The sequence below is a fragment of the Ideonella lacteola genome (assembly GCF_038066555.1).
Classification (GTDB): Bacteria; Pseudomonadota; Gammaproteobacteria; order Burkholderiales; family Burkholderiaceae_C; genus Ideonella; species Ideonella lacteola.
This window is the reverse complement of sequence record NZ_JBBUTG010000006.1, coordinates 217,591-240,161: the sequence shown is the minus strand read 5'-3', so window position 1 is coordinate 240,161 and position 22,571 is coordinate 217,591. Positions and strand designations below refer to the sequence as shown.

21 protein-coding genes are annotated in these 22,571 nt (G+C 67.6%); 13 read left to right on the top strand and 8 right to left on the bottom strand.

Going from position 1 to position 22,571, the window contains the following annotated elements; genetic code table 11:
• The first annotated feature begins 79 nt into the window (after positions 1–79).
• Both AACH06_RS13060 and AACH06_RS13055 read left to right on the top strand, forming a co-directional pair.
• On the top strand, positions 80–1,027 hold the full coding sequence (locus AACH06_RS13060) for a LysR family transcriptional regulator (RefSeq protein ID WP_341426133.1): 948 nt from the start codon (positions 80–82) through the stop codon (positions 1,025–1,027).
• 13 nt (positions 1,028–1,040) lie between these two features.
• Positions 1,041–1,466, top strand: a complete 426-nt coding sequence (locus AACH06_RS13055) for a hypothetical protein (RefSeq protein WP_341426132.1) — start codon at positions 1,041–1,043, stop codon at positions 1,464–1,466.
• Positions 1,467–1,507: 41 nt separating this feature from the next.
• Here the strand turns inward: AACH06_RS13055 and AACH06_RS13050 are convergent, their stop codons facing one another.
• From AACH06_RS13050 to AACH06_RS13035, 4 genes are all read right to left on the bottom strand, one after another.
• On the bottom strand, positions 1,508–2,482 hold the full coding sequence (locus AACH06_RS13050; protein WP_341426131.1) for a response regulator: 975 nt from the start codon (positions 2,480–2,482) through the stop codon (positions 1,508–1,510).
• A complete protein-coding gene (locus AACH06_RS13045) occupies positions 2,463–6,047 on the bottom strand; it encodes a hybrid sensor histidine kinase/response regulator (RefSeq protein WP_341426130.1) in 3,585 nt (1,194 codons plus the stop codon). Before AACH06_RS13045 ends, AACH06_RS13050 begins: the two co-directional genes overlap by 20 nt.
• Positions 6,048–6,217: 170 nt before the next feature.
• Positions 6,218–8,377, bottom strand: coding sequence for a PAS domain-containing protein (locus AACH06_RS13040; protein ID WP_341426129.1), 2,160 nt, complete (start codon positions 8,375–8,377; stop codon positions 6,218–6,220).
• Positions 8,378–8,461: 84 nt separating this feature from the next.
• Positions 8,462–9,388, bottom strand: a complete 927-nt coding sequence (locus AACH06_RS13035) for a recombination-associated protein RdgC (protein WP_341426128.1) — start codon at positions 9,386–9,388, stop codon at positions 8,462–8,464.
• Positions 9,389–9,583: 195 nt separating this feature from the next.
• On the opposite strand from AACH06_RS13035, the gene AACH06_RS13030 reads away from it, so the two are divergent.
• Both AACH06_RS13030 and AACH06_RS13025 read left to right on the top strand, forming a co-directional pair.
• Positions 9,584–10,114 carry a hypothetical protein gene (locus tag AACH06_RS13030; protein WP_341426127.1) on the top strand — a complete coding sequence of 177 codons (531 nt, stop codon included), beginning with the start codon at positions 9,584–9,586 and terminating at the stop codon, positions 10,112–10,114.
• Positions 10,111–10,605: a GNAT family N-acetyltransferase gene (locus AACH06_RS13025; protein ID WP_341426126.1), complete on the top strand. Its 495-nt coding sequence runs from the start codon at positions 10,111–10,113 to the stop codon at positions 10,603–10,605. Before AACH06_RS13030 ends, AACH06_RS13025 begins: the two co-directional genes overlap by 4 nt.
• A gap of 121 nt (positions 10,606–10,726) precedes the next feature.
• Here AACH06_RS13025 and fahA read toward each other — a convergent pair whose 3' ends face one another.
• The 4 genes from fahA to AACH06_RS13005 all read right to left on the bottom strand — a co-directional run bounded on the left by fahA (position 10,727) and on the right by AACH06_RS13005 (position 14,700).
• Complete coding sequence (gene fahA, locus AACH06_RS13020) at positions 10,727–12,013, bottom strand: fumarylacetoacetase (protein ID WP_341426125.1); 1,287 nt, start codon at positions 12,011–12,013, stop codon at positions 10,727–10,729.
• Entirely contained in the window at positions 12,010–12,576 is a 567-nt protein-coding gene (locus tag AACH06_RS13015; protein WP_341426124.1) for a VOC family protein, read from the bottom strand. Before AACH06_RS13015 ends, fahA begins: the two co-directional genes overlap by 4 nt.
• A gap of 110 nt (positions 12,577–12,686) precedes the next feature.
• A complete protein-coding gene (hppD, locus tag AACH06_RS13010; protein WP_341426123.1) occupies positions 12,687–13,805 on the bottom strand; it encodes a 4-hydroxyphenylpyruvate dioxygenase in 1,119 nt (372 codons plus the stop codon).
• 337 nt (positions 13,806–14,142) lie between these two features.
• Positions 14,143–14,700 (bottom strand): DUF2242 domain-containing protein, encoded by a 558-nt coding sequence (locus AACH06_RS13005; protein ID WP_341426208.1) that lies wholly within the window; start codon positions 14,698–14,700, stop codon positions 14,143–14,145.
• 133 nt (positions 14,701–14,833) lie between these two features.
• Between AACH06_RS13005 and AACH06_RS13000 the strand changes: the two genes are divergently transcribed.
• The 9 genes from AACH06_RS13000 (at position 14,834) to AACH06_RS12960 (ending at position 22,493) form a co-directional block, all read left to right on the top strand.
• On the top strand, positions 14,834–15,136 hold the full coding sequence (locus AACH06_RS13000; protein WP_341426121.1) for an urease subunit gamma: 303 nt from the start codon (positions 14,834–14,836) through the stop codon (positions 15,134–15,136).
• A gap of 37 nt (positions 15,137–15,173) precedes the next feature.
• On the top strand, positions 15,174–15,479 hold the full coding sequence (locus AACH06_RS12995) for an urease subunit beta (RefSeq protein WP_341426119.1): 306 nt from the start codon (positions 15,174–15,176) through the stop codon (positions 15,477–15,479).
• A complete protein-coding gene (ureC, locus tag AACH06_RS12990; RefSeq protein WP_341426118.1) occupies positions 15,479–17,206 on the top strand; it encodes an urease subunit alpha in 1,728 nt (575 codons plus the stop codon). The genes AACH06_RS12995 and ureC overlap by 1 nt, the downstream gene beginning before the upstream one ends.
• A gap of 187 nt (positions 17,207–17,393) precedes the next feature.
• On the top strand, positions 17,394–17,834 hold the full coding sequence (locus tag AACH06_RS12985) for a universal stress protein (protein WP_341426117.1): 441 nt from the start codon (positions 17,394–17,396) through the stop codon (positions 17,832–17,834).
• A 55-nt stretch (positions 17,835–17,889) separates the two neighbouring features.
• On the top strand, positions 17,890–18,645 hold the full coding sequence (gene ureE / locus AACH06_RS12980) for an urease accessory protein UreE (RefSeq protein ID WP_341426116.1): 756 nt from the start codon (positions 17,890–17,892) through the stop codon (positions 18,643–18,645).
• A gap of 37 nt (positions 18,646–18,682) precedes the next feature.
• On the top strand, positions 18,683–19,345 hold the full coding sequence (locus AACH06_RS12975) for an urease accessory protein UreF (protein ID WP_341426207.1): 663 nt from the start codon (positions 18,683–18,685) through the stop codon (positions 19,343–19,345).
• 226 nt (positions 19,346–19,571) lie between these two features.
• Positions 19,572–20,210 carry an urease accessory protein UreG gene (gene ureG, locus AACH06_RS12970; RefSeq protein ID WP_341426115.1) on the top strand — a complete coding sequence of 213 codons (639 nt, stop codon included), beginning with the start codon at positions 19,572–19,574 and terminating at the stop codon, positions 20,208–20,210.
• A gap of 130 nt (positions 20,211–20,340) precedes the next feature.
• A complete protein-coding gene (locus tag AACH06_RS12965; RefSeq protein WP_341426114.1) occupies positions 20,341–21,462 on the top strand; it encodes a 4-oxalomesaconate tautomerase in 1,122 nt (373 codons plus the stop codon).
• 2 nt (positions 21,463–21,464) lie between these two features.
• Positions 21,465–22,493, top strand: a complete 1,029-nt coding sequence (locus AACH06_RS12960; RefSeq protein ID WP_341426206.1) for an amidohydrolase family protein — start codon at positions 21,465–21,467, stop codon at positions 22,491–22,493.
• The last annotated feature ends 78 nt before the right edge of the window (positions 22,494–22,571 follow it).

Sequence of the window (22,571 nt, the reverse complement as noted above, 5' to 3'; positions counted from 1 at the left end):
AGAGATGAGTGGTCGGTGTCAGCACTGTAGAAAATGCAGCCTCGTTTGATAATTGGTCAACCGATAGCAACTAATTCAAATGAAGATTGAAAATATCGCGGACCTGCGGGTGCTGGTCCACACCGCGCGGGCCGGGAGCCTGACGGGGGCCGCGACCGCGCTCGGCATCACGCCGGCCGCCGCCAGCGCCACCCTCAAACGGGTCGAAACGCAGCTGGGCGTGCGCCTGTTCGAACGCTCGACGCGGGCGATGCGCCTGACGGCCCCGGGGCAGACCCTGCTGAACTACGCCAGCCGCGCCTTCGACCTCATCGCCGAGGGCGAGGCCCAGGTCTCGGCCGACCGCACCGAGCTGATCGGGCTGGTTCGCATGGCCGCACCGTCCGATCTGGCGCGCTCGGTCTTGCTGCCGTGGCTGGACGAGTTCGTTGCCGCCCATCCCGGCGTGCAACTCGCGTTGTCGGTCGGCGATCGGGTGCTCGACGTGGTGCGCGACGAGCTCGATTTCGCGGTGCGCTACGGCACCCTTGCCGATTCGCGACTGGTGGCGAGGCGCCTGGCCCTCACCGCCCCGGTCGTGGTTGCCGCCCCGGCCTACCTGGCCCGCCGCGGCGTGCCCTTGTCACCGATGGATTTGAGCCAGCACAACTGCCTGGCCTACGACCGCGCCGGGCGGCCCCACCGAACGTGGCGTTTCTTGCGGCAGGGGCAATGGACCGAGGTCCGTGTGCAGGGAGACCGCAGCGTCGATGATGCGTCGCTGGCACGGCAGTGGGCGCTCAGTGGCGCCGGCGTCCTGCTCAAGTCACCCCTCGAACAATTGCCAGACATGGCCGAGGGGCGCCTCGTGCAGCTGTTGCAGGATTGGCAGACCGAGTCTTACCCCCTGCATGCGTTGTTGCCCAGCGGCCGCTTCGTTCCCACCCGGGTGCGGGCGCTGGTGGATTTTCTGGCGCTGAAGTTCGAAGACCTGGTCAAGACACCTCCGCTGATCCCGCCCGATGCAACCCGCCAGACCCCCTCATGAGGCTCGCTGACCCATGACCATCGACACCGACACCCTCGATGCCATCGCGAGCGCGTATGTGGTCGGCATGCCGTCGATCCGCGGGCGCCGGGTGCGCCGCCTGTTGATGCGCGAGTGGGCGCTTTTCGACCACGTGCTGCGCGTCACGACGGACGATGGCTCGGTGGCCCTCCTGGCGCTGGGCGACGATGGCGCGGCGGCCGCGTGCCGCACCGACGGCCGCGGCGCCTCGGTCACACTCGAAGCCTGGGCCAGCCTGCAGGGCGCACGCGTATCAACCTCGTTCGATCTCAGCAAGGACTCATTGCCCGTGCTGGGCTGGACGCTGGAACACCCGGGCCTCGCTCGCCTGGGCGGCGCGTTGATGATCCACGCGGCCGACGTGCCCGCGAACGAGCACGGGCCCGTCACGGCGCTGCTGCGCCGGCTCGGCCAATAGCGGTTCGGCCAGCACCAGCGTGGCCGCGCGGACGGCAACCGTCAGCCACGGGCCTTGCTCATCGCCAGGCTGGCCGCTGCTGTGCGCGTCTCGACGCCCAGCTTGCCGAACACCCGTTCAAGGTGCTTCTTCACCGTGGCCGGGCTGGCGCCGAGGATGTCGCCGATGTCGCGGTTCGTCTTGCCCTGGATCACCCAGTACAGCACCTCGGCCTCGCGGGTGGTGAGTGCGAATGCCTGCACCCACGAGGCGAGCATGGCCGCCTCGGAGGCCTCGCGCAGCACCACCAGCCACTGCCCTTCACTGGGAGCGGCGTCTTCGAGCGGGTGCAGCGAGCACGTCAAGCGGCCGGCGCCGCGGTGGATGGTGATGGTCTGCGGTTCGGCACCGGCGCGATGTCGAATGGCCTGGCGGCCGACCCACGCCATCAGCTCGGGCGGGGTCTGGTGGTCGGGCATCTCGCCAAAGTAGCGCAGCAGCAGGTCACGCGCGAGGGCGGTCTGCCAGCCCCGCCGCCCATCACGCTCTCGCACCACCAAGGTGGCGTGGCCAAAGGCATCCAGCGCCTGGCGGGCCTGGCGCTGGCTGCGGGCGATGCCCAGGTGGGCCGCGATGCGGGCCAGCACTTCGCGCGGGCGAATCGGCTTGGTCACATAGTCGGCCCCACCCGCGCCGAAGCCCTCAAGCACATGCTCGGTTTCGGTCAGGCCGGTCATGAAGATGATCGGGATCGCCGCAGTGGCCGGTTCCGATTTCAGGCGGCGTGCCACTTCAAAGCCATTCAGGCCCGGCATCAGCGCATCCAGCAGCACGATGTCAGGCGGCGCCTTCGCGGCCAGCGCGAGCGCGGCCTCACCCGAAGTGGCGACGAGCACGGTGTAGCCCGATTCATCGAGCGCGTCGTGCAAGACGGCCAGGTTGTCGGGCACGTCGTCCACGATGAGCACGACATCGCTCGCATCGGCCAGTTGCGGCGTGAGAACGGGTAAGAGCGCGTCAGGCACGGGCTTGTTCATCGAGGGTCTGGCTGAGCAGCCGGTTCATCGCATCGAGCTGGATCTCACGCGCCATCGTGCGCAAGCGGCCCACGAAGTCGGCGCAATCCGGCTCGGCACGCTCGATCTCGTCGAGCTGGCGCTTGATGCCGCGCAGGTAGCCGATGCCCACCAAGTCCAGCAGGGCCTGCAGCCGCTCTCGGCTCGGCAAGGTCCAGCGCGCGGGGGTGTCCGCCACCACGGGCACCACGGGCGGTGGCGTGCGGGTGTCTTCCAGCCAGTCGATGTCCAGGCGGCGGCCCAGCCAATCGAGCAGTGCGGGCAGGCGCACGGGCTTGACGAGGAAATCGGCCGCCGGCAGGCCCACGTCGTTGTCCAGCCCCTGATCGAAGGCGTTGGCCGACACCACCGCCACCGGCACGCGAGACAGGGCTGGCGATTCGCTGTCACGCATGCGGCGAATGGTCTCCCAGCCGTCGATGCCGGGCATCGCCAGATCCATGAAGATCGCGTCGGGCTTCAGCTCGGCCGCACGCACCAGGCCGTCTTCGCCGCACGCCGCGCCCTCGATCACGAAGCCCAGCGGCTGCAGCAGGTCGGCCAGCAGTTGGCGGTCCGCCTCTTCGTTGTCGACCACGAGGATGGTTCTGCGCGCGCCGGTGTAGCCACGGCGGCGCCTGGGCAGCAGCGCATCGCGGGCCGCCTCGGTGCGCAATTCGGGCAGGAACAGCCGCAGCGTGAAGGTGCTGCCCACGCCCGGGGTGCTGGCCACACGCATCTCACCGCCCATCAGGTCGGTGAGCATCTTGCTGATCGTCAGGCCCAGGCCGGTGCCGCCGGCGGTGGACGCGCCGGTGCCCCGCGCGAAGGGCTCGAACACGCGCTCCAGCTCGTCTTCGCTCATGCCGGGGCCCGAGTCGATGATTTCGACCAGCGCCATCTCGCGCGCATACCGCAGGCGAAAACGCACCCCACCTTCGGTGGTGAACTTGACCGCATTGCCCAACAGGTTGATGAGGATCTGGCGCAGCCGCCGCTCGTCCGCCCGCACCACCTCGGGCAGGGCCCCCTCGGTCTCGAACGCGAAGCTGATGCCCTTGGAGGCCGCCTGTAGCTCGAACAGGCCGGCGATCTCTTCGATGCTTTCGCGAAAGCGCATCGGCTTCTGATCGAGGCGCAACTTGCCGGCTTCGATGCGCGCCAGGTCAAGCGTGCCCTCGATCAGCCCGAGCAGATGGTCGCCCCCGCGCCGGATCACGCTCACCGCATGGCGCCGGTGGGCCGGCATCGACGGGTCGTCTTCCAGCAGTTGCGCATAGCCGAGGATGCTGTTGAGCGGCGTGCGCAGCTCGTGGCTGACGGTGGTGATGTAGCGCGTCTTGGCCCGGTTGGCCGCATCGGCGCGGCGTGTGGCCTGCTGCAGTGCCAGGTCGGTCTGGGCGTGCGAATCGATCTCGCGCTGCAAGGCCTCGGTCTGGCGCAGCGACTCTTCCTGCGCCACGCGTCGGCTCTGCTGGGCCAGCACCAGCCACCAGGCCCCGATCGCCGAGACCAGCAAGAGCGCGGCATAAGCCTTGAGAAAGCCGGCTCGCAAGGCCGGCTCCAGCCAGGCGGCCGCCTCCGGCCCGCGCTGCTCCATCGCACGCAGCTCCTGGTGGTAGAGCATGCCGAACAAGGCGGCGAGCAGCGGCACGATGAGGGCCATCAGCAGCAGATACTGGCCAAGGCCCGAATCGACCTGCGGCGCAAAACGCCGAGGCAGCAGCCGATGCAGCAACGTGGCCCAGCCGGCCCACAGGCCATCGATGAACCGAGGGACAGGCTTGCAGCGGTCGCCACAGCGCGCATCGAGCGTGCAGCACAGCGAGCAGATCGGCCCGCCGTAGGCCGGGCAGCCGGCCATGTCGTCAGCCTCGTACTGCCGCCCGCACACCACGCAGCTGAGCGGCGCCGTGGACTGCCGCGCCGCCGGGCGCCAGCGCCGGTAGTGGCCATCGCTGTCATCCACCGGGCGGGCCAGGTAGTAGCGGCCACGCGTGGCCCAGGCGATCAGCGGCGAGGCGACAAAGGCGGTGACCAGCGCGATCATGGCCGAGAAGGCCTGCGCCAAGGGGCCGAATGCGCCCAGGTGCGCGGCGACCGACAGCACCGACGCCAGTGCCGTGGCCCCGACGCCGACCGGGTTCACATCGTGCAGATAGGCGCGGCGGAACTCGATGCCGGGCGGGCTGAAGCCCAGCGGCTTGTTGATGACGAGGTCGGCCACCACCGCCATGATCCAGCTGATCGCCACGTTGGCGAACAGGCCCAGCACGCCACCCAGCGCCTGGAACACATCCAGCTCCATCAGCATCAGCGCGATGAGCAGGTTGAACACCATCCACACCACCCGGCCCGGGTGGCTGTGCGTCAAACGCGAAAAGAAGTTCGACCAGGCGAGCGAGCCGGCGTACGCGTTGGTGACGTTGATCTTCAGCTGAGAGACGACGACGAACAGCGCCGTCACCGCCACCGCCCAACCGTAGCTGGGCATCAGGGGCTCCCAGGCGGCGAGGTACATCTGGTTGGGGTCGACCGCGCGGTCGGGCGAGACCATGTGGCTGAGCGCCAGGTGCGCCAACAGGGCGCCCCCCAACATCTTGAGCACCCCGGGGATCACCCAGCCCGGCCCGCCCGCGAGCACCGCCACCCACCAGCGGCGCCGGTTGTCGGCCCGCTGCTCGGGCATGAAGCGAAGGTAGTCGACCTGTTCGCCCATCTGGGTAATGAGGGCGATGCCCACCGTCAAGGCGGCCCCAAAGCCCGCGAGCGTGAAATCGGCCGTGCCCTGCTCGCCTGCATGGCCCACCAACTGCGCGGGCAGGCCCGGGTTCATCCACAGCACCGCGACATAGGGCACCACCAGCAACACCAGCCACAGCGGCTGCGTCCAGACCTGAAGCCGGCTGATCCAGGTGACGCCGTAGGTCACCAGCGGAATCACCGCCAAGGCGCACAGCAGATAGCCCCAGGCGGGCGGGATGTCGAAGGCCAGCTCCAGCGCGTAGGCCATCACGGCCGCCTCGAGCGCGAAAAAGATGAAGGTGAAGCTGGCGTAGATGAGCGAGGTCAGTGTCGAGCCCAGGTACCCGAACCCGGCGCCTCGGGTGAGCAAGTCCATATCCACGCCATGGCGCGCGGCATACACACTGATCGGCCAGCCGGCCAGGAAGATGATCAGGCCGGTGGCCAGCACCGCCCAGAAGGCGTTCGCGAAGCCATAACGCAGCAGCAGCGTGGCCCCGACCGCTTCAAGCACCAGGAACGAGGCCGCACCGAACGCGGTGTTGGCCACCCGCCACTCCGACCACTTGCGGAACGCGCGTGGGGTGAAGCGCAAGGCGTAGTCTTCGATCGACTCGCTGGCGACCCAGGCGTTGTAGTCGCGCCGGATCTTGATCACCCGCTGCGGCCGTGGGCCACCCGGAGCCGGCGCCGGGGCGGCGGTGCCGTCGTGCGGCTCGGCACGCTCGGCCCGCACGGAAGCATCGGCGGCGGAGGCAGCAGTGGTGGCGGTGGCGGTGGCGGGCGGGGTGAGCGAAGGCATGGCGATGGCGGTGCGTCATCGTCGTTTCAAGATCCGCACCCACTCGGCGCACACGCGCCGCACCATGACGGGCCGTTTTGGCTCTTTCCACCACAGGGCCCGCCCCACGTCTCACCGCCACCGTGCGGGGCTGCACCACCCGGGTGCAGCTCGACCGACTCGCCGAGGCCTCAGCCCCGGTCGTCTGGAACGGGGTAGATCGACCCGGCGATGGCGACGAATCCGTCGGCGGCGCCCTGCTCATCCTGCAGCGGCAGGCAGCGCAGGCGCAGCCAACGGGCGGCGCCTGGCGCCGCGGCCACAGGCGCGAACGTCAGCTCTTCGCCAGCATTGGCGCGCTCGATCCAGTTTGGGCCGGGGGCCGACGGTCCGGCCGGCACCATCACCTCGCTGGCCAGGCGCCCCAGCAGGCCATCGCGCGGCGTTCCCGCCCAGGCCTCGAACGCCGGGTTCAGGTCCACACAGCGGCCATCACGATCAACGACCAGCACGGCCATCGGCACCGCGTCGGTCAAGGCGCGCAGCAGCGCCTCGCTGCGATGCGAGGCCTGCTGCGCCGCCCGCTGGACGCTGATGTCGCGCAGAACCGCCGAGAACGCTTCGACCTGGCCATGGCGGTCTTTGTGCGCCACCAGCAGGTGGTGGGTGAGCATCGCGCGGCGCTGCGCATCCCACTGCAGGGTCTCACCCGCCCAAAAGCCCTTCTCCAGCGCCTGGGGCACGATCTCCACGCCGTGGCGTGCTTCCGTTTCCGGCGGCAGCAGCGACAAGGCCTTCAGGTGCTGGATAGGCGCATCGGGCGCCAGCCCGGCCAGCCGCCGCGCGGCCGGGTTCATGTAGATCAGCCGGCCCCAGCGGTCGGTCTGCACCACCACATCGGTCGTCGCCTCGAAAAGGGCCGCCTGCATGCGCAGCGCGCGCTCGCCCTCGATGCGGTCGGTGATGTCGGCCACCGTGCCCACATGCCCCTGCACCCGGCCATCGATCATCACCGGCGCGCTTCTCACCACGAGCACCAATGGCTTGCCATCGGTGCGATGCAGCTTGCGGGTGACGTGCATGCCCACAGGCTCGGTGACGATCTTCTGCCAGGCTCGCCGAGCCTCTGCCTGCCGATCGATCGGCAGCAGGCTCAACCAGCCTTCGGCGGCGTCGGCACGGTGGCTGAAACCGTGAATGCGCAGGTAAGCCTCGTTGACATCGGTGAGGCGGCCATCGAGCGCGGCGCGGAACACGCCGAGCGGCGAGGTGTCGTACACCGCCGCCATCTCGGCGCGCTGCACACGCAGGTCACGCAGCAGGCTTTCAAAGGCGCCCGCCAGGCGGTCCCACTCGTCACCTTCGTCACCTTCGCCACCTTCGTCGACTGCGGCAGGCCTTGGCTTTGATGCCGGCGCCTGCGCAGCGCCGGCTGCCCGTTGCTGCCGCAGGATGAGCGTCAGGCGCTCCAGCGGGCGCATCAGGCGCCCGACACCCGCACTCACGGCCACCGCGCTGATCAGCCCAGTCATCACCAACACCCACAACAAGGCGCGATGGGCGCGCACCAGCGGGCCATGCGCCTCGGTCGCGGGGATCACCACGCGCAGCTCCCACGGCACGCTGCGAAGCGAGCGCCGGGTGATGAAGTCACGCGAGGTATCGAAGTCGTCGAGCGTGGCGGGGTTGGCGGCCGGCGCCAGCAGCATCGATGGATCGGGGTGCATCACATAGACGGGCGTGGTGCCGCGCGTGCTGATCTCGTAGCGTCCCGTCGCGCCCACCCGGCTGCGCCCCCACTGGCTCAGGGCGTTGTCGCTCACCAGATCCAAGCCCCCCACCAGCGCGCCGATGAAGCGATGATCGGCGTCGAACAGCGGCACGGTCATCAGCACCGACGGGTGGCCATTGGCGCGCGATTTCACCGGCAGCGAGATCGTCGGCTGCCCGGTGACGCGGGCTTGCCGAAAGTAGTCGCGGTCACTGATGTTCGCCGGGCCCGCGTTGGGCGTGTCGTTGTAGACCACGATGCCGTCGGCCGACACGATGGCGGCCCCATTGAACGGCGGCTTGAGTGCGCTCAGCTCGAAGAAGCGAACCCGGGCCTCGGGGTAGGCGAGCACGTCCGCATCCACACGCTTGGCCGCACGCACCAGCACGCTCAGGATGCTGGCGAGCTGTTCGTCCAGGTCGTCGGCCACCTCGCTGGCCAGCGTGTCCTGCTGGCCGCGCAGCAGCGCCACGTGGTCGCGCGCCTGCTGGCGGTACAACCAGGCACCGGCGAGCGACACAGTGGCCAGCACGGCCCCGGTCGTCACCAGGGCAGCCTTGAACTTCAGCGTCAGGTTCATGCGAAAGCACGCCCTGCCCCGATGCAAGGGGAAGTGGGAACAAGGCCCCGAGCATAGCGGCGCCGGCGCGCCGCAACGTACGGGTTAGGCCGGAGCGAGTTCGCCGTCCAGCGCCGCGACCAGGTCGGGGATCAGCTGCCGCAGCTCGCCGGTGGCGATCGCGGCGTCGGCATCGAAGCCTTCGTCGCCCCGGGCACTGCCGGCATCGAACAAGCCATCGTCAACGCTGAGCTTCTTGATCTGCAGGGTGTCGGTCAGCACGAACGAGACCCTGCCTTTCCAGGTCAGCGCCAAACGGGTGGGCTGCTTGCCACCGGTCAAGACGTGAGCACGGACCTCCTCCGTGTCCAGAGGATGGCGCGCATAGCGCACGACCGATTTCATTTCATCGGCGGACTTCAGTTCGCATTCGCGGTCGACACTGAATCCGGCTGGGGGCTCGCCCTCGGCCAGCCACGCCGTCATCGCCGCGGCGGGCGACAGCTGCGTCTGCACGAGGCGCAGGGCCAAGCCTTCGAGCGACTGCACCAGCATGGTCGCCGCCTCCTCGGCGCGCTTGGCGCTGCCTGCGTCCACCATCAGCAGCTGCGACCGGGTGTCTATCCACACATTCACCGAGGCCCGCTTGGTGAATGCCTGCGGCAGCAGCGTTAGCACCGCTTCTTCCTTCAGCTCCTTGGCATGCCGTTTGCCGGGTTTGCGCCCAGTGGCTTGTTCTGACTTCTTTGCCAACTCTTCCACGCAACGCTTGACCACCGATGACGGTAAAACCTTCTGCTCGATCATCAAGCGCATCAGCCATTGGCCACCCACCGATTCGACCAGCGGGGCCGCGGCGCCTTCCGGTTCGTCGCCATGGCGCGGCGACACCCAACCCGCGGACAGTGGCTGCGTGGCCGCGCACGGCACGAATCGCGCCTTGGCCAGGCCATCCTCCACCGCCTCCAGCGTCGCCTCCCAGGGCTCGCCGCCCGAGGCGCTGATCCGGTACACCACCAGATTCTTGAACATCAACAAGGCCACTGGGCCCCCTTTTCATGCGTCACGTTGTTTCACCATCTACACGAGCCGTTGCGCAAGCGCATCAACCCGGCGCGGGATTGTCTGTCATACCATCATGGACATAAGAAGCCTCAGAACTAGCCTGTTAGGCTCGGCTACACTCAAAGACACCGGGGGGTTCAACAGCTGTATCGGGGAATCTCAATGAAATACCGCGAAGTCGTGATCTTCAACGGTGACAAGTACACCGTTCCGCAAAACATCCAGCGCATCGACCATCTGGCCACACACGGCTGGCAGTTGCGTTATGGCGGCACCAAGCTCTTCTCGGACCACACCAGTGATGGCAGCGGCGCGGCCGCCTCGCTGGAGGCGGCCACCAAAGAGCTGCTCAAACGCATCGCCAAGCTGCCCGCGCCATCGCGGCTGCAGCAAAAGCCCAACCACAACAAGTCCAGCGACCTGCCGGTGGGTATCTCCGGCCCGATCGTGCGGCAGCGCCGTGGCGGGCGGGTGCGTGATTGCAGCCTCGCCGTGCTGCTACCTCGTTATGGGCAACCGGCTCGGCGGGTGAACGTCTACATCGGCACCGAGAACACCTACACGGTCGAGCGCTTCCAGGAGGCCTTGAGCAAGGCGGTGGAGATGCGCCAGCAGGCGGTGGCGGCCTACGAGGCGGCGACCACCAAGGCCATGCGCGCCGCGGGCCGTGAGCTGAAAGCCGCACTGCGTTGACCGCCCCGGCTTCCAATGCGGCGGCGGCCTCGAAACGGCCGCCCGCCGTGAGACGGGCGCGGCCGGACGACTTCGAGGCGCTGGCTGACTTGTTCGACGCCTACCGCGTCTTTTACGAGCAGCCCTCCGACCCGGGCTTGGCCCGGCGCTTTCTCGCCGAGCGGCTCGAGCGTGGCGAGGCCATTGTCTTCGTCGCGCCCAGCGCCGAAGGCGAAGGCCTGGACGGCTTTTGCCTGATGTACCCGACCTTCTGCTCGGTGGTGGCGCGGCCGTTCCGCTGGTTCAATGACCTCTACGTTCGCCCACAGGCGCGCGACCGCGGCGTGGCTGATGCCTTGATGCAAGCGGCCGAAGACGATGCGCGCGACGCTGGTTGCGCCCGCCTGGACCTGCAGACGGCACACACCAACTTGAGGGCGCAAGGCCTGTACGAGTCGCGGGGCTGGAAGCTCGACGAGGTGTTCCGCGTCTACAGCCTGGCGTTGCCTTGAGGCCGCTGAACGCCCTCAAGTCGGTTCAACGCTGAGGGGTTGAAAGGCGGCCGCTGAGGCGTGCCGCCCCCTTGTGGCGGCAGCGGCAGCTGAGAGGCATGCCGCCCTTCCTTTTGTGACGTCAGCGGCCGAGGTCGCGCGCGGGCAGCACCGTGCCTCGGCATTCCCCAAAGCCAATTCGGCGGGCACCCGCCCGTTCGCAGTAGGCTTTCAAGATCACGGTGTCGCCGTCTTCAAGGAAGCTGCGTTGCTCGCCGTTGGACAGCGTCAACGCCTGCTTGCCCCCTTGGCTCAGTTCGAGCAACGAGCCGCCCTGCTCCGGCTTCGGCCCGCTGAGGGTGCCGCTGCCCAGCAGGTCGCCCGACTGCAGATTGCAGCCATTGACGGTGTGGTGCGCCACCAACTGGGCCACCGTCCAGTACGCGTCGGCATAGTTCGAGGTGGACAGGCGGTCGCCTGCATGGCCGGCCTCGCGCATGGCCGCCGTCTGAAGCCACACCTCGAGCGTGATGTCGATCGCGCCCTGGTCTCGATTGGCGGACGAATCCAGGTAGGGCAGCGGGGCGGGGTCGCCTTCCGGGCGGCGGAAGGGCAGCCGGAACGGCGCCAGCGCATCGAGGGTGACGATCCACGGCGACACCGTGCTGGCGAAGTTCTTGGCCAGAAACGGCCCGAGCGGCTGGTATTCCCAACCCTGGATGTCGCGGGCACTCCAATCGTTGAACAGCGAAAGGCCAAAGACGTGCTCTTCGGCTTGTTCCACGCTGACGGGCTCGCCCAGCGCATTGGGCTGTCCCATGAAGATGCCCAGCTCCAGCTCATAGTCCAGCCGGCGCGACGGGCCGAAATTCGGTGCGCTGCCTTCGGGCGCGGTCGCCGGTCTCGTCTGTCCCCAGGGGCGGTGAAAGTGCTGGCCACTGACGCCGATCGACGACGCTCGCCCGTGGTAGCCGATCGGCACCCACTTGTAGTTCGGCAGCAGCGGGTTGTCGGGCCGGAACTGCCTGCCTACCGTCGTGGCGTGGTGAATCGAGGTGTAGAAATCGGTGTAGTCGCCAATCGTGCAGGGCAAGCCCATCTCGACCGCCGCCTGCGACACCAGTGCGTCGCGCCATGTCGCGGCCTGGGTCGACCCCGCCCGCAGGCCTTCCGACAGCGCTGCGCGAAGGGCCCGGCGTACCTGCGCGGGCTGGCCCATCAGCCGGTTCATGTCGGCCGACTCCACCAAGCCAGCCGCCTGCAGGTCGAGGATCTGGTCGCCGATGGCCACCCCCAGGCGCCAATCGCCACCCGCGCGGCGAAAGCGGCCGAAGGGCAGGTTCTGGATGGGGAAGTCGGTGTCAGCCCGGTTGGCCGAATCCACCCAGCTGCGCAGCGCCGGATCGAGCGTGTCATCGATGCGGCTCATGACGCGGCCTTTCCATCGGCTGGCGACGCGCTGAACTCCTTGGCATGCAGGAAGGCCGCATGCTTGGGCGCACGGCGGGTCTTCGACCACTCTTCCAGCATCTCCCACTTGACCTTGTCCAGCTCTTTGAGCTGCGCCTCTTCATGGGGATCGGGACAAGCCAGTTCGACGCGGTGGCCGTTCGGATCGAAGAAGTAGATCGAGTGGAAGATGCCGTGATCGGTGACGCCCAGCACCTCGACGCCCTGGGCCTCCAGATGGGCCTTGAACGCCAGCAGCTCGGCCCGATCCTTGACCTTGAAGGCGATGTGCTGCACCCACTCCGGCGTGTTGGGATCCCGCCCCATCGGGGGCTGCGTCGGCAGCTCGAAAAAGGCGAGCACATTGCCTTGCCCCGCGTCGAGGAAGACGTGCATGTACGGATCCGGCGCCTTGGTTGAGGGCACGAAGTCTTCGGCGATGGCGAGCACGAAGTCCATCTTCAGCATCTTCTGATACCAAAGCACGGTCTCCTTCGCATCTTTGCAGCGGTAGGCGACGTGGTGAATTCGATCGATTTTCATGAGAGCCCTTCTTTCGATGGGTTCGTCGGCAACGGCCTGGCGCGGCCCGCTGCCGGAAGGAACAAGCGGCCCGCCGCGGCGGCGGGCTTACAGCGGTCGGTGTGGCGAGATCAGGCCGTCTGCAGCACGCCGCGGCGGATCTGGTCGCGCTCCATCGATTCGAACAGCGCCTTGAAGTTGCCTTCGCCGAAACCGTCGTCACCCTTGCGCTGGATGAACTCGAAGAACACCGGGCCCAGCAGCGTCTGCGAGAAGATCTGCAGCAGCAGGCGCGGCTTGCCGTTGGTGGTCGTGCCATCCATCAGGATGCCGCGCGTCTGCAGGCTGGAGACGTCTTCGCCGTGGCCGGGCAGGCGTTCGCCGAGCATCTCGTAGTAGATGTCGTTGGGCGCCGTCATCAGCGGCACGCCAGCCATCGCGAGCTTGTCGATCGTGCTGCGCAGGTCGTCGGTGAGCAGCGCCACGTGCTGGATGCCCTCGCCGTTGAACTGCATCAGGAACTCTTCGATCTGCCCTGAGCCCTTCTTCGACTCTTCGTTCAGCGGGATGCGGATCTTGCCGTCCGGCGCGGTCATCGCCTTGCTGGTCAGCCCGGTGTATTCGCCCTGGATGTCGAAGTAGCGGATTTCACGGAAGTTGAACAGCCGCTCGTAGAACGACGCCCAGAAGGCCATGCGCCCGCGGTAGACGTTGTGCGTCAGGTGATCGATGACCTTCAAGCCGTGTCCCACCGGGTGACGGTCGACGCCCTCGATGAACTCGAAATCGATGTCGTAGATGGACTTGCCGTCTTCGAATCGGTCGATCAGGTACAGCGGCGCCCCACCGATGCCCTTGATCGCCGGCAGGCGCAGCTCCATCGGGCCGGTCGGGATCTCGATCGGCTGCGCGCCCAGTTCCAGCGCGCGGGCATAAGCCTTGTGGGCATCGCGGACACGGAACGCCATACCGCAGGCCGACGGGCCATGCTCGGCCGTGAAATAGGCCGCCTGGCTCTTGGGCTCGTTGTTGACGATGAAATTGATGCCGCCCTGGCGGTAAAGCAGCACGTTCTTCGACCGGTGCTGGGCCACCAGCGTGAAGCCCAGACTCTCGAAGAGGGGCTCGAGCTGGCCAGGCTGGGGCGAGGCGAATTCGACGAACTCGAAGCCCATCAACCCCATCGGGTTGTCGAACAGGTCAGTGCTGGCCGCGTGAACGGGGGTGGCGGCGATGGAGGCTGCGCTCATGGGAATGCTCCTGCAAAAGGTGACGGTCGATGACGAAAAGCGGGTCATGGACCGCACGTGGCGGAGCACCGGGCACCCCCCGCACACTGCGCGCCAAATGGTCGCCAATGACAACCTGAAAGACCGGTGTGCTCATGGGCGAGTGGCGTTGGAGGGGTGGAGCGGCGGGAAACCGTCAGTGTACGGTCGAATTGTCGGACTGCCAAGGGCACCATCGCAGTGCGTCACGGCCAGGCCGAGCGATCACTGTGAAACCAGCGCCCTAGCCTGAGACCGCGCCGGCCGCGCGTCAAGGCAGAAAAAACCATCGCTGCGAGCCGCCCGGCCCGCCGGGCGACTATTCGCTGGCCGCCTGCTCCCGCAGGTAACGGTGCATCAGCGAGAAAAACCGGTCGTAGAACGGGCCGGCCGGGATGGTTTCGCTGGCGACCTTGACCAGCGAATCGTCGCTGGACATGAACGGGATCGACACCGAACCGATCGCCGACACCCCCACGCTGGCGGAGTTGGGGCTCTTCTTCAGCGCGTAGCGATCCTGCAGCGCGCTCACATAGGCCGTGGCGATCTTGCCGTTGGCGCCGTCGGAGGCACACACCACATGGAACTCGATCTGCACGTGCACGTCGCCTTCCGGCTGGAAGCTCTTGGTGCCGTTGATGGCGTCCGGCTTGATCACCGAGACGACGTAGCCCTGGCTCAGCAGCGCACGGCGGGCCGCCTCGCAGGTTTGCTCGACCGGTGCGTCGAACAAGCGCGAGTACGTTTCGGCCGCCTCGAAGCCTTCGCTCTGGTAGACCTTGATCTTGGCCGGCGGGGTGTTGCAGGCGCTCAGCAGCGCCAGCGAGGCGAGCGCCACCCACCGGGGCAGGAAGGACGAGAGATGGGGTCGATGCATCACGACAGGGATTATCCGGGCTGAAATGGACCGCCCGCGTGACGATCGGTTCCCCGGCGCTGGTGGCCTTGGCATCGGCCTTGCTGACAAGTGACACCGCAGGTGGCATGGGCCGCCGCGCCACCGACCAGCGATGGACCTGACCCCGCGCGAAAAAGACAAGCTGCTGATCTTCACCGCCGCGCTGCTCGCCGAGCGCCGCCGCGCCCGTGGCCTGAAGCTGAACCACCCCGAAGCCGTGGCCCTGCTGAGCGCGGCCATCATGGAAGGCGCCCGCGACGGCAAGACCGTGGCCCAGCTCATGAGCGAAGGCAAGACGGTGCTGAGCCGCGCCGACGTCATGGACGGCGTGGCCGAGTTGATCCCCGAGATCCAGGTCGAGGCCACCTTCCCCGATGGCACCAAGTTGGTGACTGTGCACCAGCCCATCGCATGACGCACCCTGATCGTGAACCGCACCACCGAGGTGGCCGATGATTCCCGGTGAACTGTTGACCGACGAGGGCGAGCTCGCCCTGAACCCCGGCCGCCGCACTGCCACCTTGGTGGTCGAGAACGCCTCGGACCGGCCGATCCAGGTCGGCTCCCACTATCACTTCGCCGAAACCAATGCCGGCCTGCGCTTCGACCGCGAGGCCGCCCACGGCATGCGGCTGAACATCGCTTCGGGCACCGCCGTGCGCTTCGAGCCGGGGCAGCAACGCACCGTCGAGCTGGTGGAACTGGCCGGCGAGCGGGTGGTCTTCGGTTTCCGCGGCCTCACTCAAGGGAAGCTCTGATGGCGATGATCGGCCGGCGTGCCTACGCCGAGATGTACGGCCCCACGGTCGGTGACCGGCTGCGGCTGGCGGACACCGGCCTGGTGATCGAGGTCGAGCAAGACCTGACCCTGCGTGCCGGCGGCTACGGCGAAGAAGTGAAATTCGGCGGGGGCAAGACCATCCGCGACGGCATGGGCCAAAGCCAGGTGCCCAACGGGCCGGGCGCGCACGAGGCGATGGACTGCGTGGTGACCAACGCGCTCATCCTCGACCACTGGGGCATCGTCAAGGCGGACATCGGCATCAAAGGGTCGCGCATCGCCGCCATCGGCAAGGCAGGCAACCCGGATGTCCAACCGGGCGTGGACATCGTCATCGGGCCAGGCACCGAAATCATCGCGGGCGAGGGGATGATCGTCACCGCAGGCGGGATCGACAGCCACATCCACTTCATCTGCCCCCAGCAGATCGACGAAGCGCTGGCCAGCGGCGTGACCACGATGCTCGGCGGGGGCACCGGCCCGGCCACCGGCACCTTCGCCACCACCTGCACCCCGGGCCCCGAGAACATCGCACGCATGCTGCTCGCGGCCGATGCCTTCCCGATGAACCTGGGCTTTCTGGGCAAGGGCAACGCCAGCCGGCCTGAAGCACTGCGGCAGCAGGTCGAGGCCGGCGCCATCGGCATGAAGCTGCACGAGGACTGGGGCACCACCCCTTCGGCGATCGACTGCTGCCTGAGCGTGGCGGAAGAGACGGACACGCAGGTCTCCATCCACAGCGACACGCTGAACGAATCCGGCTTCGTCGAAGACACGATCGCGGCCACCCAGGGCCGCACCCTGTGCGCCTTCCACACCGAAGGCGCGGGCGGCGGCCACGCGCCGGACATCCTGAAGGTGGTCGGCGAAGCGAACTTCCTGCCCTCGTCGACCAACCCGACGATGCCCTACACCGTCAACACCGTCGACGAACACCTCGACATGCTGATGGTGTGCCACCACCTGGACGCGAGCATCGCCGAGGACCTCGCTTTCGCCGAGAGCCGCATCCGGCGGGAGACGATCGCCGCCGAAGACGTGCTGCACGACCTGGGCGCGATCAGCATGATGTCGTCGGACAGCCAGGCCATGGGCCGGGTGGGCGAGGTGATCATCCGCACCTGGCAGACCGCGCACAAGATGAAGGCCCAGCGCGGCCCGCTGCCGGGCGACAGCGAGCGCCACGACAACCACCGCGCCAAGCGCTACGTCGCCAAGTACACCATCAACCCCGCCATCGCCAACGGCATCGCGCACGAGGTCGGATCGATCGAGCCCGGCAAATGGGCGGATCTGGTCTTCTGGCGCCCCGGCTTCTTCGGTGTCAAGCCCAGCCTGGTGCTCAAAGGCGGTTTCATCGCGCTGGCCGCGATGGGCGACCCGAACGCCAGCATCCCCACGCCCCAGCCGGTGCACATGCGGCCCATGTTCGGCGCCTTCGGTGGGGCCCTGGCCAGGGGCTCACTGAGCTTTGTCAGCCAGGCGGCGCTGGCCTCCGGCGTCGCCGAAAGCTACGGCGTGCACAAGCGACTGGCGGCCGTTCGCGGCTGCCGCACCGCCACCAAGCGCGACATGATCCACAACGCCTACACCCCGGCGATGCAGATCGACCCCCAGACCTACGAAGTGCGTGCCGACGGGGTGCTGCTCAGCTGCGAGCCGGCCACCGTGCTGCCCATGGCGCAGCGCTACTTCCTCTTCTGAGCTGGCGGGGCGTCGCGGTCGCAGTGGGCACGGCCACGCCCGTGCACCCGCACGCCCGCGCGAAACGCGACTTGCGTCACATCCGAACCGGCCTCGTGCCCGAGACCGCGCGCTCAATTCACCCTCCCGCCGGTCGATAGCTCTGACAGGGGCCGCTGTCTGGCCCATGACGCCCGAGGAGAGTGAGATGTCGTCGTTCAAGAAGATCCTGGTGTCGACCGACCGCTCCGAGCTGTCGGATCGGGCCATCCACGCCGCCATCGAGCTGGCCCAGGAATCGGGCGCCAAGCTGATCGCCGTGACGGTGGTCAAACCCGATCCCTACGCAGGCATGGCCGGCCGCCAGAGCGAAGCCATCGACAGCCACTTCGCCCGCCAGCGGATCGAGGCCGAGGCCTGCCTGCACGACCTGCGAGCCGCGGCCGAAAGCGCCCACATCGAATGCGATGTGCTGACCAAGGAAACCGACACCCCGTGGGAAGGCATCGTCGAAGCGGCCGAAGAAGAGGACTGCGACCTGATCGTCATGGCCACCCGGGCGCGCGGCCTGTGGTCCACCCTTTGGCGGCGCAGCCAGATGCAGGCGGTGCTGGCCAACTCCAAGCGCCCGGTACTCGTCTACCGCTGAGGGCATCCCCGCACGGCTACCATCGGGGATTGTTGATATCCCCCGGGTTCGCCGCATGTTGAACGTCACCAAACTGATGCCGCAAGGTCGAGGCCTGGCCGCCGCGCTGATCAAGCGAGCCGCCACCGTGGAACTCGACTGGGATGTCCGCCAGAAGAGCCGCTTCGAAGCCACCGACAGCCAGGGCCGCACCCTGGGCGTGTTCCTCGGCCGGGGCCAGGTGGTTCGCGGCGGCGATGTGCTGGTGGCCGAAGACGGCAGCCTCATCGCCGTGCGGGCTGCGCCCCAGCCGGTGCTCGAAGTGCGCGCCTGCGCCGAACACGGCAGCCCGCTGGACCTGCTGCGCGCCGCCTATCATCTCGGCAACCGCCATGTGACGCTGGAGGTGCAGCCAGATCACCTGAAGCTCGAACCTGACCACGTGCTGGCGGACATGCTGCGCCAGCGACACCTCATCGTCACCGAGACGCTTGCCGCTTTCGAGCCTGAGGGCGGTGCGTACGCGGCCAGCGGCGCCCACGGCCACGATCATGGTCACGATCACGCACATGGCCATTCGCACGGTCATGGACACGATCACAACCATGGCCACGCCCACGCATCGGCGCCAAGCCAGGCCCGCGGCACGCGCGTGGTGCCGGTGGTCGCGGCAGCGCCCGCCGCCCACGTCCATGGCCCGGGCTGCCAACACGGCCACGAACACGGGCACGACCACAGCCACGCCCATGGGCACAACCAGGACACCGGCCATCAGCACGGGCCCGGCTGCAACCACGGTCACGATCACGACCACGGTGGCCACCGACACTGACACCCCGCCTCCGGCGCCCCTGCCCGCATCCACGCTGATGCGGCTGATGTGGCTGGCCTCGCCGGCACTGCCGGTGGGCGGTTTCAGCTACTCCGAAGGGCTGGAGGCGGCCGTTGAAGCGGGCCTGGTGCGCGACGAAGCCAGCGCCGACGCCTGGTTGCGTGACCAATTGGCCCTGGGGCTGGGCCGTGCCGATCTGCCGCTGCTGGCGCACGCCCACGCCGCTTGGCTCGCCAGCGACTTGCAGCGCGTCGAGACGCTGAACGACTGGCTGCGCACCACCCGCGAGAGCAGCGAATTCCGCCAGCAAGCCGAACAGATGGGCCGCTCGCTGCACGACTGGTTGCGCCAGCGTGCCCCCGACGATCCACGTGTGGCCTTCCTCGGCCAGTTGCGACCCGCGCCGACCTGGCCGGTGGCCTTCGCGCTGGCCGCGTGCCATGCCGGCGCACCGGCGCGGGAAACCCTTTGGGCCTACGCCTTCGGCTGGGCCGAGAACATCGTGCAAGCCGCCTTGAAGGCCGTGCCGCTGGGTCAGAGCGCGGGGCAGCGCATGCTCGACCAGGCGATCGACGCGATCGTCTCGGCGGTCGACACCGCACTGGCCACGCCAGATGCAGAACGCCAGGCGTTCACGCCCATGCTGGCCATCCTGTCGGCGCAGCACGAAGCGCAGTACTCACGGCTGTTTCGTTCTTGAGTGCATCGCCCTCGCCGGCCTTCGGTAAAGCCGCGGCAAGAAGGCAGCAACACGAGGGAAACACCACCGCGGGAACATGCTCTCTGCGCGGGGTGCCTGGCCGCCCCTGGTGCCCCCTCCCTCAACCCTGAGGCGGCCTGGCCCTCCGCGCACCCTTCCGGCCGGCATGCAATCTGCATGCATCATCGGAGCGGCGAATTGCCCGCCTCTTCACTTTGATGCTGCCATGCCCCCATCGCCCACCCGCCGCACCAAACCCCTGCCCGCCTTGCGCGTGGGCGTCGGTGGCCCTGTCGGCTCCGGCAAGACCACCTTGGTGGAGATGCTGTGCAAGACGATGCGTGAGCGCTGGGACTTGGTGGTCGTCACCAACGACATCTACACCAAGGAAGACCAGCGCCTGCTCACCGTGGCCGGCGCGCTGGAACCCGACCGCATCATGGGCGTGGAGACCGGCGGTTGCCCGCACACGGCCATCCGCGAAGACGCCTCGATCAACCTCGAGGCGGTCGACCGGATGCTTGACCGCTACCCCAACGCCGACATCGTGTTCATCGAATCCGGCGGCGACAACCTGGCCGCGACCTTCAGCCCCGAGCTGTCCGATCTGACGATCTACGTGATCGACGTGGCCGCGGGCGAGAAAATTCCGCGCAAAGGCGGGCCGGGCATCACCAAGAGCGACCTCTTCGTGATCAACAAGACCGACCTGGCGCCGCATGTGGGCGCCGACCTGTCGGTGATGGAAGCCGACACGCAGCGCATGCGCGGCACCAAGCCCTATGTGATGACCAATCTGAAAACCCGGGCGGGTCTGGACCAGGTCATTGCGTTCATCGAGCGCAAGGGACTGCTGACCGCTTGATCGGCGGCGCAGGAGGCCAGGGCCACCCCTGCAGTTATGCCGAACACGGATAGCTGGTAGTCCACCCCCAACCTAGCCGGCATGACGGCGGGTTCCGAGAATGGGTCATCCCTCTCGGAACGCTGCGCCCATGCCTTTGACCGCCATTCCCTGCCTGCTGATGCGAGGCGGCACCTCCAAAGGGCCGTTCTTCCGGGCAGATGATTTGCCGGCCGACGTGGCCACCCGCGACCAGGTGCTGCTGGCGGCGCTGGGCTCACCCGACAAACGCCAGATCGACGGCCTGGGCGGCGCCCACCCACTCACCAGCAAGGTGGGCATCGTCAGCCGTGGCACCCAGCCGGGCATCGACCTTGACTTCCTGTTCGCCCAACTGCAGCCGGACAAGGACACGGTCGACACCACGCCCAATTGCGGCAACATGCTGGCCGCCGTCGTGCCCTTTGCCATCGAGACCGGCATGGTCACCGCACAGGGCGACACCAGCACCTACCGCGTGCTGACGCTGAACACCGGCATGGCCTGCGACATCACCGTGCAGACGCCCGACGGCCACGTCGAATACGAAGGCGACGCGCGCATCGATGGCTCGCCCGGCAGTTCGGCACCGATCACCATCAATTTTCTCGACACCGCCGGCTCGGTCTGCCCGGGTCTGTTGCCCACCGGCCAGGTGCGCGACACCGTCACCGTCGAGGCCGATGGCTTGGCGCCGTTCACGCTCGACGTGACCTGTATCGACAACGGCATGCCGCTGGTGATCTTCAACGCCCGCGACCTGGGCCGCACCGGCTACGAAAGCGTGGCCGAGCTGAACGCCGACACCGAGCTGAAGGCCAAGATCGAAGCGCTGCGGCTGGCCATCGCGCCGCGCATGGGCCTGGGCGATGTGAGCCAGAAGCCCTACCCCAAGATGACGCTGATCGCGCCGCCGCAAGCCGGCGGAACTTTGACGACGCGCAGCTTTATTCCTCATGTCTGCCATGACGCCATTGGCGTGCTGGCGGCCGTCACCGTGGGCACCGCCTGTGTTCTGAAGGGCTCGGTATGCGACGGGGTGGCCCAGGTACCCGACGGTGCGGTGAAGAAGGTGTCGGTCGAGCACCCGACCGGTGAGTTCAGTGTCGAGCTGGAAACCGATCCCGTCGGCCCTCAGACCGTGACCCGCGCCGCCCTGCTGCGCACCGCACGGTTGCTGATGCGCGGCGAAGCGATGGTGCCGGCCTCCGTATGGAAAGGAAAACAAGCATGAGCCTGGTCATCGACGTACATGGCCACTACACCACCGCGCCCGCCGCCCTGGGTGCCTGGCGTGATCTGCAGATCGCCGGCCTGAAGGACCCGGGCAACGCCCCCCAGCCCTCGGACCTGCGCATCAGCGACGACGACATCCGCGAGACGATCGAGACCAACCAGCTCAAGCTGATGAAGCAGCGCGGCTCGGACCTGACGATCTTTTCGCCGCGCGCCAGCTTCATGGCCCACCACATCGGCGACTTCCAGACCTCGTCGGCCTGGGCGGCGATCTGCAACGAGCTGTGCTTCCGCGTGTCGCAGCTGTTCCCGGATCACTTCATCCCGGCCGCCATGCTGCCGCAGTCGCCTGGCGTCGATCCGAAGACCTGCATCCCCGAGCTGGTCAAGTGCGTCGAGCAGTACGGCAACGTCGGCATCAATCTGAACCCCGATCCCTCCGGGGGCCACTGGACCTCGCCGCCGCTGAGCGACCGTCACTGGTACCCCATCTACGAAAAGATGGTCGAGTACGACATCCCAGCCATGATCCACGTGAGCACGAGCTGCAACGCGTGCTTTCACACCACCGGGGCGCACTACCTGAACGCAGACACCACCGCCTTCATGCAGTGCCTCACCTCCGACCTGTTCAAAGACTTCCCGACGCTGAAGTTCCTGATTCCCCACGGCGGCGGTGCGGTGCCCTACCACTGGGGCCGTTTCCGCGGCCTGGCGCAAGAGCTGAAGAAGCCACTGCTGCAAGAGCACCTGCTGAAGAACATCTTCTTCGACACCTGCGTCTACCACCAGCCCGGCATCGACCTGCTGACCACCGTGATCCCGGTGGACAACATCCTCTTCGCCAGCGAGATGATCGGCGCGGTGCGCGGCGTGGATCCGCAGACCGGCTTCAACTACGACGACACCAAGCGCTACATCGAAGCGTCGACCCAGTTGAGCGCCGAGCAGAAGCACCAGATCTATGAAGCCAATGCCCGCCGCGTGTTCCCGCGGCTCGATGCGGCGCTGGAGCGCCAGGGCCGCTGAGCCGCCGGCGACAAGCGCCTTCGGGCCCCTCCCCTTTCCATTCATTCGCTGCCTTTGCGGGTGGCCGGGGCCAGTGCC